Consider the following 16174-nt stretch of genomic DNA (forward strand, 5'->3'; position numbering starts at 1 on the left):
CGGTACCGGTCGCACACCGGTGACGTTCGAGCGCACTCAGCGCTAGCGCTCTTCGAGGGGGCGCAGGAGGGTGATGAGGCTGGAGGTGTCCCAGCGGCCGCCGCCGAGCTCCTGGACACGCTTGTAGAACTGGTCGACGAGCGAGGTGACCGGCAGGGGAGCGCCATTGCGTTGCGCCTCGGCGAGCACGATGCCGAGATCCTTGCGCATCCAGTCCACCGCGAAGCCGAAGTCGAACTCGTCGGCCTTCATCGTTGTGCCGCGGTTGGACATCTGCCACGACCCTGCGGCGCCCTGGGCGATGGTGTTCAGCACGGCGTCGAGGTCGAGGTCGGCGCGGCGGCCGAATTCGAGGCCTTCTGACAGGGCCTGAACCAGCCCGGCGATGCAGATCTGGTTCACCATCTTGGTCAGCTGTCCCGCTCCGGCTCCGCCGATGAGCGTGACGGCTCGGGCGTAGGCATCCATGACCGGTCGGGCTCGCTCGAAATGCTCATCGGTGCCGCCGCACATGACGGTCAGCACGCCGCCCTGTGCTCCGGCCTCGCCGCCGGACACCGGCGCGTCGACAAAGCCCACATCTCGCTTCGCGCAGGCAGCGGCCAGCTCGCGTGCCAGATCGGCCGAGGCGGTCGTGTGATCCACCAGCACAGCGCCCTCGCTCATAGCCCCCAACGCCCCGTCGTCGCCGTAGGTGACCGCTCGCACATCGTCGTCGGCGCCCACGCACATGAACACGAACTCGGCGCCGCTAGCCGCATCCGCAGGCGTCGTGGCGACACGACCCGGATGCTCGCCACACCACCGCTGCGTGACGCTGGCGGTTCGGTTGAAGACAGCGACCCGGTGACCGGACGCAGCGAGGTGACCGGCCATCGGGTAGCCCATGACGCCGAGTCCGATGAAGGCGACGTCGGCCGACTCCTGCGCCGGCTCTGTGGGGCTGTCGCCGGGCTGATAGCTGGTCGGGTCATCGCTCATGGGGGGTTCTCCCGTCGTCGTGTGTCGAGCGGCGTGCAGCGAGCAGCGCCTTCACCTCGTGCTTGCGCACTTTCCCCAAGGCGGTGCGCGGCAATTCGTCCAGCCAGATGACGGCCTTGGGACGCTTGAAGCGTGCCAGCCGTCCGTCGAACAGCCGGAGCAGCTCGGCAGCGGTCTCGTCGTCGGCATCGGGCGCGCCAGCGTCCGAGGAAGCTCGCACCGCCACGATCACGGGTACCGCCCCCCAGCGCTCGTGGGGCACACCCACGACGGTCGATTCTGCGACGAGGTCGGTACCGGAGAGCACTTCCTCGAGCTCGGCGGGGTAGACATTCTCGCCTCCGGAGATGATCAAGTCGGTGCGCCGATCGTCGATGAAGATCCAGCCGTCGGCGTCGGCGTGCCCGATGTCGCCCGTGTGGAACCAGCCGTCCGTGAGGGCCTCGGCGGTGGCCTGCGGGTCGTTCCAGTACTCCCGCAGCACGCTCGGCCCGCGCACCCACAGTTCGCCGTGCTCGCCCGCGGCAGCATCTGTCCCGGCGTCGCCGACGATCCGCACCTCGCACATGGTCGACGGCTTGCCGCACGAACCCGGATGGCCGGCTGCCTCGTCGCAGCGCAGATGCACCGCGATCGGGGCGGTCTCGGTGGAACCGTAGATCTGCCCGACCGGCAGCCCGCGGTCGAAGTACGGCTGGGTGACGGCCGCGGGCACCGGCGACGAGCCGGTCATGATGCCGCGCAGCGAGCTGAGGTCTGCCCCGGCGAATCGCGGGTGGGCCGACACGGCGGCGAGGGCGGCCGGGACCAGCACCGTCCACGTGGGCTGCCATGTCTCGACGTCATCCAGGAACACTCCGGCATCGAAGGCGCGCTGCAGCCGTACGGCTGCCCCTCCCAGCAGGGCCGGGAGGGTCTGGATGTTGAGCCCGCCCACGTGAAACAGCGGGATCGTCGTGAGCACTCGGTCCCGGCTGGTGAGGTCATGGGCGTGAGTCGAGTTGACGGCATTCGCCGACATCGCCGCCTGATCGAGCAGCGCACCCTTGGGATGCCCGGTGGTGCCCGAGGTGTAGGCGAGCAGCACTGGGTGAGCCGGCGTGCCACGGCGCGGCCGGGCTGTGCCCGGCGCGCTGAAGCAGTCGGGCTCGTCCGGCACGACCCGGGTCTCGCACGCAGCTCCGATAGACGCCGCATGGCTGGCGAACGCTGCATCGGTCGCCAGCAGGCTCGGCATGGCGTGGTCGAGAATCCAGCGGTGTTCGGGCGGCGCCAGGCGCGAGTTCAGCGGCAAGTAGATGGCGCCGAGCCACGAGCACGCGAGGAGCAGCCGCAGCGCCGCGGGCCGGTTCGGACCGAGCCATGCCACCCGGTCGCCCTCGCCGATGCCGGCATCTGCCAGCCAGCCGGTGGTCGCCGCGATCTGGTCGGCGAAGGAACGGTAGCTGTGCTCGGCTTCTTCGAACGACACCGCAACGGCTTCCGGGCGATGGTTGGCCCAGCGCTCGACACGCGCCGCAAGATCGGCGCCGGCCGCGAGGGGCCGGCCGTAGCCCGACTCAGGCAAGTTCGCCTTGCAGCTGACCGTCGATCACAACCGCCTCGCCGTCGAGGAGCACGCTGTGATTGCGCATCGGCAGGTCGAAGTGGCCCAGCGTGTGCCGGCCGGCGTGCTCGTTGGCTCCGGTGGAGTACAGGAAGTTCCCTGCGAAGGCCCGCTGCTCGGTGCCGTTGGTCTGGCTGCGGTCGTACATCGACATGGTGTCCCAGCGAGCGCCGGGATTCATGCCCCATCCCACGTGGCTGGTGGCGTACGCCTCGCGGTCGCCCCAGGCATCGGTGTAGCTGCGGAACAGCGCAGCGTCGGTGCCGGCGCCCTCCACGTTGACTACGTAGTCGTCGTCGATGTGCAACGTGACCGGCGACTCGATGTATCGCTTGAACGTGAGGTTCATGTCGCCGCGGTCCATCACGATGGTGCCGTTGACCGTCCCGGCCTTGGGAAATGCGAGGCACAGCCCGCCGGGCCAGTGACTGATCGTCCCCGGTCGTGACGTGTAGCCCCAGCCGCCCCCGCACGGCGCCCCGCTGACGTCGACGGTGAGATCGGTGCCGGCCGCCGAGGTGACCTTCATCTCCGATGCCCCGATCAGCTTCTTGATGCCGACCTTGACCTTCGGCTCTAGGTCGGGCTGGGGACGCAGCCGCTCCAGGGCCTCGGGATGCTCATTGGAGACCATGAGAATCCGCGTGCCCTCGCTCAGAATCGACGGGAGCTCGGGCGCGTGCAGCAGGCCCTCCACGGTGCAGTCGACGACGAAGTCCACCGCGCTCAGCGCTGCCATCACTGCCGGCGAGCCGGCGATCGCATCGGACGCGCCGGTGGAGCGCACCGGCACAGGTGCGGACTGGCGCGGCGTGGGCACGACGACATGGATCGGCGGTGTGCCCAGGCGATCCAGCGCCAGCTCTGCCAGGTTCACGTTGACCGCCCGGCTCTGACTCTCCGAGAGGATGGCGGCGGTCTGGGATTCCTCGACTCCGCACAGCTCGAAAACCGACGAGAACGTGTCGATCCACTTGGCCTCGATTCGCTCAACCAGCATCTGGTCCTCCCGGAGACGTCATGAGCCTGCGTCCGACAACACAGCCAAGGCCAAGCTAGAGCCTCGGAGGCGCTGTAGTTGCTGCTGTTCGGCGAGAAACCCCTCAGGCTGCTTCGACGGCAGCGAGATGCGCAGCGTCGTTGAATCGGCGGACCTGCCACAGGCGTCTGCCTTCGAATGCAAGCAATTCCAGCTCCGTGATGGACGTCACCGCCGTCACGACGCCGACGCCGCGATGGCTGGGCGGGATGCCGAATGCCATGGCCATCGCGGCGGAAGCGATGCCGCCGTGGCATCCCACGAACACGGTGTCTCCCGGGTGCGCCGCGGCGATGTCGTTCAGAGCTTGCGCGACGCGGTGGCGGAAGCCCGCCCGGCTCTCGCCGCCCTCCACAACGGGCGCATACGGCTGGTCCATCGGCTGGATGAATCCGAAGCGCTCGCGTGCGGCCTCCCACGTCATGCCGTCGGCAGGTCCGAGGCGCATCTCCTCGAGCTCGGCGTGCGTAAGCACTTCGAGCTCGCCGCACCCCGATCCGTTCCCCAGCGCCGGCAGGACGATCTCTGTGGTCTCGCGTGCTCTCGGCAGCGGGGAGGTGTACACGACGTCCACGGCAGGCTCCCGGCCCGCGGCAAACCGGTCCCGCAGAGCGCTGGCCTGTGCCCGGCCCCGCTCAGTGAGCCCCCGGCATCCGTTGGGCCCGCCGACGATGCCCTCGGCCATGGCCACCGACTCGCCATGGCGGACAATGAGCAGGCGCGAGAGCAGCTCGTGCTCAGCCATGTCGCCTGCCGCGGACATCCACACCGCAGAACTCTACGAGCGCGCGTCCCGTGCCGACGGGCAGACTCTGCTGGCTCGCCCTGCGTCAGCTCACAGAGTTCAGGCTGTCGGCATGTCGCGGGAGGATTGATCGGCGGCGTGTCCGCCCGGGTGCGGCGCCGACGGGATCGGTCGGTGTGGTGACCACGCAGGTCGTCGCAAGCTCCAGCGAAGCCGCGTCGAATACCGGTACAGCGCCACTCTTCGCCTCCCTGGCAATGCAGAGCCCGGGAATGTCCTCGGCTGCTGTCACGACAGCGGTCACCGCGTCGACGAGACGCTCCGCTCGATGCGAGAACACGAGTGCCTGGACGCCGTCGTGGGCCGCAGCAGCCGGGTGGGAGTAGCCGGCGCATTCGAGTCGCTCAACCGTTGCTGCAGCGGTTAAGTCGGCGCCGTCGACAAACAAACAGAACTCATGTGTGGTCATCACAGGCGTCTCACCTCTCGCTGCATTGCTTGATGCCGGAAGCCCCGGTCGCATGGCCGAGCGTCCGACAGGTCTGCGGCACTCTAGTTGCCGTTGCTTGGCTGCTGTCAAGAGCTTTATTTTCAATCTATTTCCATAGTTATTGTGTAGTTTAGGAAGCTGTCTCTAGCGGTGTAGCCTGCGGCCTGATGACAAGCGGCACGGGAATATCGGCCACGCAGCACATCACTTACCGAGCAATGTCGGCCTCCGATGTCGGCTCGGTGCCTGTGGGCTGCATGGGCGGACCCGACGAGCTGGAAGCGCGGATCGCCAGCCTTGGCTCTGCTGCGATCCTGGCGTTCGACGGAGACCGCCACGTCGGGCAACTGCAGTTCCGGCGATACATCAGGGGACAGCGAAGTCCCGACAGCATTTGGGACCCGCTGTACTGGATGGACTTCGACGGCCATGCACCGACTCTTCCCCCCAGCACGATCAGCGTCTTCTGCTATCACGTCGGCCAGCTCGACGACACCGACGACCGCGACAGCAGCTACTTCGGTCGGGGCATCGGGGCCGGGCTGCTCGATCACCTGTTGGAGTGGGCGGCCTCCACTGGCGCGGCGGCCGTCGTGGCCAAGGCGTCGCCGTCGTTGCGGCCGGTGATGGGTTTCATGGGCGGCCAACCCGTCGAGGTCTACGAGGAGCGGGGCTTCCAGATCGTCTCCAGCTGGTCTGACCCCGACTTGGCCGAGGCGGTCGTCGAGCGCGGCCTCGCGGCCACTGAGCAGCTCCCGGCCGCGGCCACCGTCAGCTGCTGCGTCCTGAACCTGCCCGAGAGCCATTGAGAGCCACTGACAGGGCCGTCGGCCGACGCCAGCGCCGTAGCCTGCGGCCCGAGGACGCGTGACATAGGACGTCAGCGCCGCAGGCAGACAAGGCAGAGGCAGTGATGGCATCGAGCACGCCCGATATCGAACCGACCGTCGATCCGGCAGATGTGGGCTTCGACGCCGGCCGCCTGGAGCGCATCGCCGCCCATCTGGATCGCTATGTCGACGACGGGCGCCTGCCGGGCGTGTCAGTGCTGCTGACGCGTGGCGGCCAGATCGCCTACACCCATCGCTACGGCGAACGGGATTGCGAGCGGTCGCTGCCGGTCACCTCCGACACGATCTACCGGATCTACTCGATGACCAAGCCCATCGTGTCGATTGCTGCGATGCAGCTCTACGAGCAGGGCTGCTTCCAGCTAAAGGACCCGGTCTCGCGCTGGATACCGGAATTCGCCAATGCACGCGTCTTCGCCGGCGGCAATGTGATGCAGTACCAGACACGAGAACCGGCGAGCGAAGTGACCGTGCACAGCCTGCTGACCCACACCTCCGGCCTCACCTACGACTTCCACTTTGCCAACGAAGTCGACGCGCTGTACCGGGCCAACGGCTTCAACTGGGGTGCTCCGGGCAACCTGGAAGAGACCTGCGAAGCCCTCGCATCGCTCCCGTTGCTGTTCGATCCGGGCACCGAATGGAACTACAGCTACTCCACCGACGTGCTGGGTCGTGTCGTCGAGCTCGTCTCGGGCCAGTCGCTCGACGAGTACCTCGTCGAGCACGTGACCGGGCCGCTCGGCATGGTCGACACCGGCTTCGAGGTTCCTGCTGCCGATGTCGAGCGATTCGCAGCCAACTACACGACGGCAACGTTGGCGGCACGCGAGGCCGCGGGCAACACGGGGCCGACAGTGCCGGCATACCGGCCCGACGATCCGGGCCTGCAACGGACGCTGATGGACGACCCGCGCACGTCGGCCTATCTGGGACCGCCCAAGATCCTCTCCGGCGGCGGCGGCCTGGTGTCGACCATGGGCGACTACCACCGCTTCACGCAGATGCTGCGTAACGGCGGCGAGCTGGACGGTGCCCGCGTCATCGGCCGGCGCACCCTCGAATTCATGGCCAGCAATCACCTGCCGGGCGGGACCGACCTCACCGAGTGCGGTCGGGCCCTGTTCTCCGAGGCGGCATTCGACGGCGTGGGTTTCGGCCTCGGTTTCTCGGTGGTGCTCGATCCTGCGAAGGCGAAGGTCGTCTCCAGCAAGGGAGAGTTCGCCTGGGGAGGGGCCGCGTCGACGGCCTTCTGGGTGGATCCGGTCGAGGACATCACCCTCGTCTTCCTGACGCAGCTGCTGCCCTCCAGCGTCCACCCGATCCGGCCTGAGCTGAAGGCCCTCGTGTACCAAGCACTCGTGTGATGCGGGGCGCTGATTGACTGCGCACATGGCAGATTTCGACCTGGTCATCGTCGGCACCGGCTCGGCCAATTCCATTCCCGGCCCCGAGTTCGACGACTGGTCGATCGCAATCGTCGAACGGGGCGTCTTCGGCGGCACCTGCCTGAACGTGGGGTGCATTCCGTCCAAGATGTTCGTGTACGCGGCCGACGTGGCCGACACGATCGCAACGGCGGCCGGCTACGGCATTGCCGCCAGCTTTGACAGCGCCGACTGGCCCGCCATCCGGAACCGCGTGTTCGGGCGGATCGATCCGATTGCCGGCGGCGGTCGCGGCTACCGAATCGGCGACGAGTGTCCCAACGTCACTGTGTTCGAGGGCGATGCGCGATTTGTCAGCGACCGGCGTCTGGCTGTGCGCATGCACGACGGGACCACCGAGTCAGTCTCGGGCCGTCACATCGTGCTCGGTGCCGGTGCCCGGCCCTTCGTCCCGCCCTATCGGGGCCTCGGAACCGTGCCGTACCACACGTCCGACACGGTGATGCGACTCGATGCCCTGCCGGCGTCGATGATCGTGCTCGGCGGGGGCTACATCGCATGCGAACTGGGATACGTGTTCTCGGCTCTGGGTACCGAAGTCACTGTCGTCAACCGGGGGGAGCGCCTGCTGCGCGCCGAGGACGACGATGTCTCGGTGGCATTCACTGCCGCGGCGCAGCGCCACTTCGACTTGAGACTCGGCGCGACGGTGACCTCAGTGCGCGGCGGCGCCGCGACCGGCAGCTCAGTGCGCGGAGACTTCACGTTTGCCGCCGACGGCTCACCCAGTGCCAGCGGCAACACCTACACCGTCGAATTCAGCCGTGACGGCCGCGCCGAGTCAGTCGACGCCGATGTGCTGCTTGTGGCCACCGGGCGGGTGCCCAATGGCGACCAGCTCGCGCTCGACCTCGGAGGCGTGGAGGACCAAGACGGCCGCGTGCTGACTGACGAGTTCTTTCGCACCTCAGCGCCGGGCGTGTGGGCCTTCGGCGACCTGTCCAGTGAGATCCAGCTCAAGCACCTGGCGAACGCGCAGGCAAAAGCGCTGAGGCACAACCTGCTGGTGGCCGAGGGCCACGCGGACGGGCCGATGTGCAGCGTGGACGAGCGGCTGGTGCCCCATGCGGTGTTCTCGCACCCGCAGGTCGCGTCAGTGGGTCTCACCGAGCGCGATGCCCGCGCAGCAGGTCTGCCGATCTCGGTGGCGAACAAGCCGTTCGGCCATACCGCCTACGGCTGGGCGATGGAGGACACCGCCAGCTTCGCCAAGCTGATCGCTCACGCGCAGACCCGCGAGCTGCTCGGCGCCCACATCATCGGTCCGCAGGCCTCCACCCTGATCCAGCAGCTGATCCAGGGCATGGCGTTCGGCCAGACCGTCGATCAGATGGCCCACGAGCAGTTCTACATTCACCCCGCCCTCACCGAGGTCATCGAGAACGCCCTGCTAGAGCTCTAGCAGGACTCAGGCCGTCTTTGCGTCTCGCGCGTGCCCATTCGGGGGGTCATCGAGAACGCCCTGCTCGAGCTCTAGCGGGCTCGGTACCGGCTAGTCGATGCGGCGGGCGTCGGGGATCAGGTTGATCTCCCAGATCACCTCTTCGAGCCGGTCCTCGGCCGAGACCGCCTCGTAACGGCACGGCCGCGCTGGTGTGACCGTCGGCGGCGCTGGCGTGAGGATGGTGGACGGGCGGGGGTGACAGAACTGGACCACGCTGAGCCGGCTGGTGTGCTGGTCTGGATCGGCCTTGACGCGATGCCAGCCGGCGCCGATCAGGCCATTGGTGACGTGCTCCAGCATGATCCCCGAGTTGACGATGACGTGGTCGTGCGGCGGCGCCGCATCCACCCACTCGCCATTGATGCGGACTTGCAGCCCACGGTCGGTCGCCCGGGGCAGGGCAGTGATGAGGTTGATGTCGGCATGCTCGTCCGCCCAGATGTGGCCCTCGCTGCCGCCGCCGGGGGCGTGCGACATTGGCGGGTAGTGAATGGCCCGGGACAGGTGCGTGCCGTAGGTGGTCATCCGGTCGAAGTAGGTCTCGTGGGCACCGATGCCCTCCGCGATCACCCGCAGAAAGCGCCGCTGCAGCTCGACGAGCCGCCGGTGGAACTCGGTGAGGATGTCGCCGGCATCGGCGATGTCAGCGTCGGGGAAGATCGATGGTCGGTACCACCGGCCGTACCTGGTCGTGAGCGGATGGCCAGCCGGGGGCTGGTCGCTCCAGTTGAACATCTCCTTCCAGTCGGGCAGGTCGGAGATCGCGGCGGTCTCGGTCAGGCGGCCCGTGTAGCCGCGGGCGCCGAAGGATTCCGCGTCGACGTACTGCCTCTTGGCGTCGGGCTCGAGTGCGAAGAACCTGCCCAGCACGTCGTAGGCGTCGTCAAGCAGCCCGCCCGGGAGATCGTGCGCGGTGTACACGAAACCGGTCCGCAGGCTGGCCATGACACCATCGGTGACGGCCCTGCGCTGCACCGCCGAACCCTGCTCGAAGGCCAGCAGGTCAACATCAAGAATCTCGTCCATTGGGCGCCTCAGTCTCCTTGTTCGCCCCTCAGCCAGGCCTCGTAGCGGGCCGGGTCGGTCCAGGCGCCGGTTTCTTTGTCGAAGCGGGCTGCCTCGGGCGCCATCAGCGCGGGGTCGGTGGTACGGGCCTGGGTGCTCGACACGGTGCCGATCCAGTCCGGCAGCTGCAGGACCAGTTCGACGGGGCAGTCGTGCGGCGGGCGGGCCGCGATGGCGACCGTCGGCAGCGCTGCAATGGAGGCGTCCCGGCGTGCTGGGTCGTTGCCATAGAAAACCGGGTCGTGGATCTGTTGCCACTTGTCGGCGCCCATGACGATGACGTCGAATCCCGCGGCGATCTCCGACAGCAGCTGCGCATCGGTGACGCTGATCTTGAGCCAGTCGAGTTTGTCGGCAACGTCCTCCAGAACGGCGATCCGGTCGGCCAGGCGCGGGCGCTGCACGTCTTCTTTGGCGAGCGCCACCCGGCTCACCGACCACACGAGCACATCGAGGCGGCGCTGCACCAGTACGGCTTCGCTGATGGCGAGATGAGCGATGGTAGGCGGGTTGAACGAGCCGGGAAAAACGCCCCTTCGTGACGTGCCTGCAGCCGACGCGGGCGGTGCTGCAGCGGCCGGCGCCCCTGCAGGGTCTTTGGTCGTCCCCTCCGAAGCGACCACGGTGAACCTCAGCCCGCGTCGGAGGCGGAGTCTGCGGTGATGGCACCCGCAATTGTGATCGTGCCGCTGCTGCCGGCGACCAACTCGCCGATCACCGCAGCGCCGTGACCGCTGTCTCGCAGCTCGCGCACGGCGCCTTCGGCGCGTCCGGGATCGCAGCTGAACAGCAGGCCCCCCGAGGTCTGCGGATCTGCGAGCACGGTGCGGGTCAGCTCGTCGCCGCCGTCGAGGCGCTCGGCAAGATGGTCGAGGTTGCGCCCGGTGCCGCCGGGCACATGGCCGCCGGTCGCGAGCCGGGTGACATCGGGCAGCGTCGGCACCGCGGTGGCATCCACTACGGCACTCACTTCGCTGGCCGCGGCCAGCTCTGCCAGGTGGCCCAGCAGTCCGAAGCCGGTGACATCGGTGGCTGCCGTTGCTCCGGCCTTGATGGCCACAGCGGCAGCCGTGTTGTTGAGCCTGCACATCTCGGCCACGCCGGCCTCGTAGGTGCCCGCCAGCGCGCCGCCCTGGGCGACTGCCTCGGGCTCGGAGCGTTTCAGTGCCGTTGCGAGCAGGCCGGTGCCCAGCGGCTTGGTAAGCACGAGTGCCTGTCCTCGCTGACCGCCGGCATTGGTGAGCAGCCCGGTGCCGTCGCTGGCCGGCCGGCAGGTGCCAGTGACCGACATGCCGTAGAGGGGCTCGGGCCCGTCGATCGTGTGACCGCCGGCGACCACCCAGCCCCCGTCACTGGCCGCGTCCGCGCCGCCGGCGAGCACCTCGCCCAGCAGGTCCAAGGGCAGCACGTCGCGGGGCCACGCCGCCACGTTGAGGGCGAACAGCGGGCTGGCGCCCATCGCGTAGATGTCGCTGGCGGCGTTGGTTGCCGCAATGCGTCCCCACGTGCGGGCATCGTCCACGATGGGCGCAAAGAAGTCCGTCGATGTCACCAGCAGCGCGCCGCCATCGAGCCGCCACACAGCGGCGTCGTCGCTGGTGTCGGTGCCGACCAGCAGATCCGGATGCGACGGGGGGGTCAGATGGCGCAGGACCTGCGCCAGCTCGGATGGCCCGAGCTTGCACGCTCAGCCCGCACCGTGGCTGTACTGGCTCAGCCTGAACGCCGGGCTGTTCGCTGAACTCGTCTCAGCGCTGTGGGTCGGCACAGCGGCAACGGTACCGACGTGACGGCTCGGTTGGCCGCCAGCGTCGGGGCCAGCAGTCTCAGTCGTAACTGCTGACGGCGTCGACGATGAGCTCGAGCGCGGCGGCGGCATCGATGCTGTAGGCGACCTCACAGTTCGGCGTGGCCTCGGCGCCGGGCCGCTCGTCGGCCACCGTCATCCCTCGCGTGAGTTGGCCGTTCGTTTCCACATCGACATGTCGAGCGCCGAAGGTGAGCAGCTCGGGGTGGGTCACGGCGAGCACCGCACACGGGTCGTGCATAGGCGCGGCCTCGAGCCCGGCGCGCTCGCGGTAGCCGGCGAGGTAGAAGTCGAAGAGGGCCGCTACGAACTCGGGCACCATGCCGCCCTGCGCCCGCAAAGAGGCGGTCTCGTTCGGACCGACGCACAGCTGGTGGGTGAGGTTGAGCCCGGCCATGCGCACCAGCGGCACCCCGGCGGCAAACACCATCTGGGCGGCATGGGGATCTGCCCAGATGTTGAACTCGGCCGTCGGCGTGACATTGCCTGGACCGACTGCGCCGCCCATGAGCGAGATGCCCGCCACTCGATCGACGATGTCTGGCGCTTGGCGAATGGCCAGCGCGATGTTGGTGAGCGGCCCGACCGGCACGAGCCACACGTCGTCGTGGGCTCGCGCTGTCTCGATGATGGCGCCGACGGCATCGTTGCTTGTTGCCTCCAGGTGCACGCCGGGTCGCGGCGGTCCGTCGAGCCCGGTTGCCCCATGGGCACGCGAGGCGTGGGCCGCGGGCACCAGCAGCGGCCGGTCCGCGCCGGCGTGCACCGGAATGTCAAGCCCGGCGAGCTGGCACATGATCAAGGCGTTCGCCGTGGTCATCTCGAGCGGGGCGTTCCCTGACACCGTCGTGATGGCCAGCATCTCGCACTGGCGGGCTGCCAGCAGGATCGCCACTGCATCGTCGTGACCTGGGTCGCAGTCGAGAATGATCTTCGGCTTCGCCATGACTACAGCATGTGCAGATCAGGACTAGAGCTTGGTGATGCTGGGTGCCGGCGCGTCCGTCTCACCCCAGTAGTGGGGGAGGCGCAGGTAGCCGAAGCGTGTCAGCTCGACGGTCGGCAGCAGCCCCTGGATCTCCTTGATGCGCTGGATGGATCGGATGTGCGAGGCCATCTCGTAGAACAGCATCCAGACGGCGCACTCGAGCGTGTTGACGATCATGCGCTCGTCATCGGGGTCGTGCCATGCACCCCTGGGCAGCACGGTGATGGCGTCGTCCCAGAAGTGCGTGCTGTGGCGTGACTCGACCATCTCGCGGAATGTCTCGATCGGGTGAGACGCCACCACGTAACGCATCCAGCTCAGTCCGAGATCCAGCTTGTCGAGCAGGTCCGGCACGTCCCAGAACAGCTTGGGGTCGAGACGCAGCCCGTGCTTGTTGTTGCGCCCCTGGTGATGCTCGGACCACACGATCGGCTCGGGGATGTTGCCGTCGGGCCACAGCAGGGACCCGCAGCGACGCTTCGAGAAGATCAGCGACACCCAGGCGATGTGGCTGATCTGCCGGCGGATCGACCACCACATCAGTTCCCGATCAGGGGACTGGTCGTCGAGGTCGAGCTGTTCGTCGCTCAGCCCGTCGATCTCGGCGCGCAGCCAAGTGTCGACATGGGAGAAGTACGGCATCGTGCCGGCCGCAGCGTCGGCCGGCATCTCCAGCACGGAAGGATCGACTCGCGCCATGCTCGAACGCTAGGAGGTTTCGAAGGCGCGGGGGTCGGGACAGGCGCACATGAGATTGCGGTCCCCGTAGGCACCGTCGATGCGGCTCACCGGCGGCCAGTACTTGTCCGCGACCAGCGTCGCCACATCAGTGCCGGCCGGGTAGGCGGCCTCGGTGCGCGAGTACGGGTGATCCCACTCGCCGGTGAGCACATCCACCGCGGTGTGCGGTGCGTTGACGAGGGGATTGTCGTCGGCCGGCCACTCGCCCGAGGCGATCTTGTCGATCTCGTATCGGATCGTTGCCATCGCATCGCAGAACCGGTCGATCTCCGCGAGCGACTCGCTCTCGGTCGGCTCGATCATCAGGGTCCCGGCGACCGGGAACGACATGGTCGGGGCGTGGAAACCGAAGTCGATGAGCCGCTTGGCCACGTCGTCCACGCTGGCCCAGTCCGAGAACGGCCGCAGGTCCACGATGCACTCGTGCGCGACGAGGCCGTAGCGCCCCTGGTACAGGATCGGGAAGTGCTCGCCGAGCCGGGAGGCCAGGTAGTTGGCCGACAGGATTGCCGTCTGGGTGGCCTGCGTGAGCCCCTCGACACCCATCATCGCGATGTACATCCACGGGATCGGCAGGATGCCCGCAGAGCCCCAGGGTGCCGACGAGATGGCTCCCGGACCGGTGTCGGGGCCGGCAGTGGGCACCAGCGGGTGGTTGGGCAGGTACTTGGCCAGGTGCAGCCGGCAGGCCACCGGCCCGATGCCCGGCCCGCCCCCGCCATGGGGGATGCAGAACGTCTTGTGCAGGTTGAGGTGGCTGACATCGGCGCCGAAGGTGCCCGGTGCGGCGAGCCCGACGAGGGCGTTGAGGTTGGCGCCGTCCACGTACACCTGCCCGCCCGCCTCGTGCACCTTCAGGCAGACCTGCCGGATGCCGTCCTCATAGACGCCGTGCGTGGAGGGGTAGGTGGCCATGAACGCGGCGAGCTGATCGCCGTGCTCGGCGATCTTGGCGTCGAGGTCGTCGAGATCGACATCGCCGTCGTCGGTGCAGCCCACCACCACCACCCGCATGCCGGCCATCACCGCCGACGCTGCGTTCGTGCCGTGCGCGGATGAGGGGATGAGGCATACCGTGCGGTGTGCGTCGCCGCGGTCGTCGTGGTAGCCGCGGATGGCGAGCAGCCCGGCCAGCTCGCCCTGGGAGCCGGCGTTGGGCTGCAGCGACACGGCGTCGTAGCCGGTGACCTCTGCCAGCCATCGCTCGAGGTCGGCGATGATCTGGCGGTAGCCCTCCCACTGGTCGGGCGGCGCGAAGGGATGGACGTCGGCGAACTGGGGCCAGGTGACCGGCGTCATCTCCGCAGCGGCGTTGAGCTTCATGGTGCAGCTGCCGAGTGGGATCATCGACCGGTCCAGGGCCACATCGGCCGAGGCAAGACGGCGCAGGTAGCGCATCATCTCGGTCTCGGAGCGGTAGGAGTGGAAGGTGGGATGGGTGAGGTACTCGCTGGTGCGCGCCAGTTCGCCGGCGATTCCCGACGGCGCCGAGGCGGCCAACTCGGCCACGGTGCTGACATCGAGCGTCCTGCCGTCGGGCAGTGCGCCGAACGCGTCGAGGAGGTGCGCCACCGTTGCCTCGTCGCAGGTCTCGTCCAGCGAGACGCTCACCGTGTCGGCATCGACGCGACGCAGGTTGAAGCCCGCCGTGCGTGCGGCATCCACCACCGCGTCGGCGGCGCCGGGAACCTCCACCGTCAGCGTGTCGAAGAAGGTGTCGTTGCGCACCGAGAGTCCGCCTGAGGTACCACCCAAGGCGCCGCGCGGCATGCCATCTGACCCGATGGACCGCAGACCGGCGGCAAGCGCTGCGGTCAGGCGCTGTACCCGCCCGGCGATCTCGGCCAAGCCCTCGGGGCCGTGCCAGACCGCATACATCGACGCCATGACCGCGAGCAGCACCTGTGCGGTGCAGATATTGCTGGTGGCCCTCTCCCGCCGTATGTGCTGCTCACGGGTCTGCAGCGCCAGCCGATAGGCGGGTCTGCCCGCGGCGTCGACCGAGACGCCCACGAGCCGTCCGGGCATCGAGCGCCGGTGCTGCTCGCTGGTGGCCAGAAACGCAGCATGCGGGCCGCCGAAGCCCAACGGCACGCCGAAGCGCTGCGAGCTGCCGACCACGATGTCGGCGCCCTGCTCGCCGGGTGGCTGCAGGACGCAGCACGCCAGCAGGTCGGCGGTGACTGCCGCGATCGCGCCGGTGCCATGCAGCGCCTCGATCACCGGTTGAAGGTTGCGGATGGCACCGCTGCTGCCCGGGTACGCAAGCAGGGCCCCATACACCTCGGCCGGCTGCAGATCGGCGTCGGTATCGCCGATGACCAGTTCGATGCCGAGCGGGGCGGCGCGAGTTGCGATGACGTCGATGACCTGCGGATGGCAGTCGGCATCGACGAAGAAGCGGTCGGGGCCGCTGCGCGTGATGCGACGCGCCATGGCCATTGCCTCGGCTGCTGCAGTGCCCTCGCACAGCAGCGACGAGTTGGCGATCTCCATGCCCACCAGATCGCAGACCATCGTCTGGTAGTTGAGCAGCGCTTCCAGCCGTCCCTGGGAGATCTCGGGCTGGTAGGGGGTGTACGCGGTGTACCACGACGGATTCTCGAGCACGCTGCGCCGGATGACCGCCGGGGTGAGCGTGCCGTAGTAGCCCAGCCCGATCAGCGAGTGCACCGGTGTGTTGGCGTTCGCCAGCCAGCGCATCGCTGCGGTGGCTTCGGTCTCGGTCAACGGCCGGTCGATGCCGTCGAGCACGATCGGCTCGTCGATCCGGATCTCGGCAGGAACCGCGGCGTCGACGAGGTCACCGAGCGAGCTGAACCCGAGGCGCTTGAGCATGGCGGTGACATCGTCGGGTCGCAGGCCGATGTGACGCGATGCGAATTCACCGCCTGCGCTCGTACCTACATGGGGCTCACTCATGGGTAGTGCCTCTTCTGATCACGGTTGCTGATCACGCCCTTCGGTCA

14 protein-coding genes are annotated in these 16174 nt (G+C 68.2%); 3 read left to right on the forward strand and 11 right to left on the reverse strand.

Annotated features, from left to right (window positions below; genetic code table 11):
* Positions 1–42: 42 nt before the first annotated feature.
* The 5 genes from ACOGI5_RS10990 to ACOGI5_RS11010 form a co-directional block, all read right to left on the reverse strand.
* The gene (locus ACOGI5_RS10990) at positions 43–981 is read right to left on the reverse strand and encodes an NAD(P)-dependent oxidoreductase (RefSeq protein WP_419864458.1); all 939 of its coding nucleotides are present in this window, start codon (positions 979–981) and stop codon (positions 43–45) included.
* On the reverse strand, positions 971–2548 hold the full coding sequence (locus tag ACOGI5_RS10995; RefSeq protein ID WP_419864459.1) for a class I adenylate-forming enzyme family protein: 1578 nt from the start codon (positions 2546–2548) through the stop codon (positions 971–973). Before ACOGI5_RS10995 ends, ACOGI5_RS10990 begins: the two co-directional genes overlap by 11 nt.
* Positions 2541–3587, reverse strand: coding sequence for a peptidase M29 (locus tag ACOGI5_RS11000; protein ID WP_419864460.1), 1047 nt, complete (start codon positions 3585–3587; stop codon positions 2541–2543). Before ACOGI5_RS11000 ends, ACOGI5_RS10995 begins: the two co-directional genes overlap by 8 nt.
* Before the next feature lie 103 nt (positions 3588–3690).
* The gene (locus ACOGI5_RS11005; protein WP_419865475.1) at positions 3691–4389 is read right to left on the reverse strand and encodes a histidine phosphatase family protein; all 699 of its coding nucleotides are present in this window, start codon (positions 4387–4389) and stop codon (positions 3691–3693) included.
* 67 nt (positions 4390–4456) lie between these two features.
* Positions 4457–4840, reverse strand: coding sequence for a hypothetical protein (locus ACOGI5_RS11010; RefSeq protein ID WP_419864461.1), 384 nt, complete (start codon positions 4838–4840; stop codon positions 4457–4459).
* Between the two features lie 188 nt (positions 4841–5028).
* Here ACOGI5_RS11010 and ACOGI5_RS11015 point away from each other — a divergent pair, with 188 nt between their 5' ends.
* From ACOGI5_RS11015 to ACOGI5_RS11025, 3 genes are all read left to right on the forward strand, one after another.
* Complete coding sequence (locus tag ACOGI5_RS11015; RefSeq protein WP_419864462.1) at positions 5029–5670, forward strand: hypothetical protein; 642 nt, start codon at positions 5029–5031, stop codon at positions 5668–5670.
* Positions 5671–5774: 104 nt separating this feature from the next.
* On the forward strand, positions 5775–7079 hold the full coding sequence (locus ACOGI5_RS11020) for a serine hydrolase domain-containing protein (protein WP_419864463.1): 1305 nt from the start codon (positions 5775–5777) through the stop codon (positions 7077–7079).
* Between the two features lie 25 nt (positions 7080–7104).
* Positions 7105–8562, forward strand: a complete 1458-nt coding sequence (locus tag ACOGI5_RS11025) for a mycothione reductase (protein ID WP_419864464.1) — start codon at positions 7105–7107, stop codon at positions 8560–8562.
* Positions 8563–8652: 90 nt separating this feature from the next.
* Here ACOGI5_RS11025 and ACOGI5_RS11030 read toward each other — a convergent pair whose 3' ends face one another.
* From ACOGI5_RS11030 to gcvP, 6 genes are read right to left on the reverse strand one after another with little or no spacing between them, the layout of a single operon-like run.
* The gene (locus ACOGI5_RS11030) at positions 8653–9630 is read right to left on the reverse strand and encodes an isopenicillin N synthase family dioxygenase (RefSeq protein ID WP_419864465.1); all 978 of its coding nucleotides are present in this window, start codon (positions 9628–9630) and stop codon (positions 8653–8655) included.
* A gap of 8 nt (positions 9631–9638) precedes the next feature.
* Entirely contained in the window at positions 9639–10292 is a 654-nt protein-coding gene (locus ACOGI5_RS11035; protein ID WP_419864466.1) for a hypothetical protein, read from the reverse strand.
* Between the two features lie 8 nt (positions 10293–10300).
* Positions 10301–11437 carry a selenide, water dikinase SelD gene (selD, locus tag ACOGI5_RS11040; RefSeq protein WP_419864467.1) on the reverse strand — a complete coding sequence of 379 codons (1137 nt, stop codon included), beginning with the start codon at positions 11435–11437 and terminating at the stop codon, positions 10301–10303.
* A gap of 58 nt (positions 11438–11495) precedes the next feature.
* Positions 11496–12422 (reverse strand): nucleoside hydrolase, encoded by a 927-nt coding sequence (locus ACOGI5_RS11045; RefSeq protein ID WP_419864468.1) that lies wholly within the window; start codon positions 12420–12422, stop codon positions 11496–11498.
* A 24-nt stretch (positions 12423–12446) separates the two neighbouring features.
* Positions 12447–13163, reverse strand: coding sequence for a hypothetical protein (locus ACOGI5_RS11050; RefSeq protein WP_419864469.1), 717 nt, complete (start codon positions 13161–13163; stop codon positions 12447–12449).
* A 9-nt stretch (positions 13164–13172) separates the two neighbouring features.
* Positions 13173–16127, reverse strand: coding sequence for an aminomethyl-transferring glycine dehydrogenase (gene gcvP / locus ACOGI5_RS11055; protein ID WP_419864470.1), 2955 nt, complete (start codon positions 16125–16127; stop codon positions 13173–13175).
* Positions 16128–16174: the final 47 nt, after the last annotated feature.

This window comes from Candidatus Poriferisodalis sp. (genome assembly GCF_965208925.1).
Taxonomy (GTDB): domain Bacteria; phylum Actinomycetota; class Acidimicrobiia; order Acidimicrobiales; family Poriferisodalaceae; genus Poriferisodalis.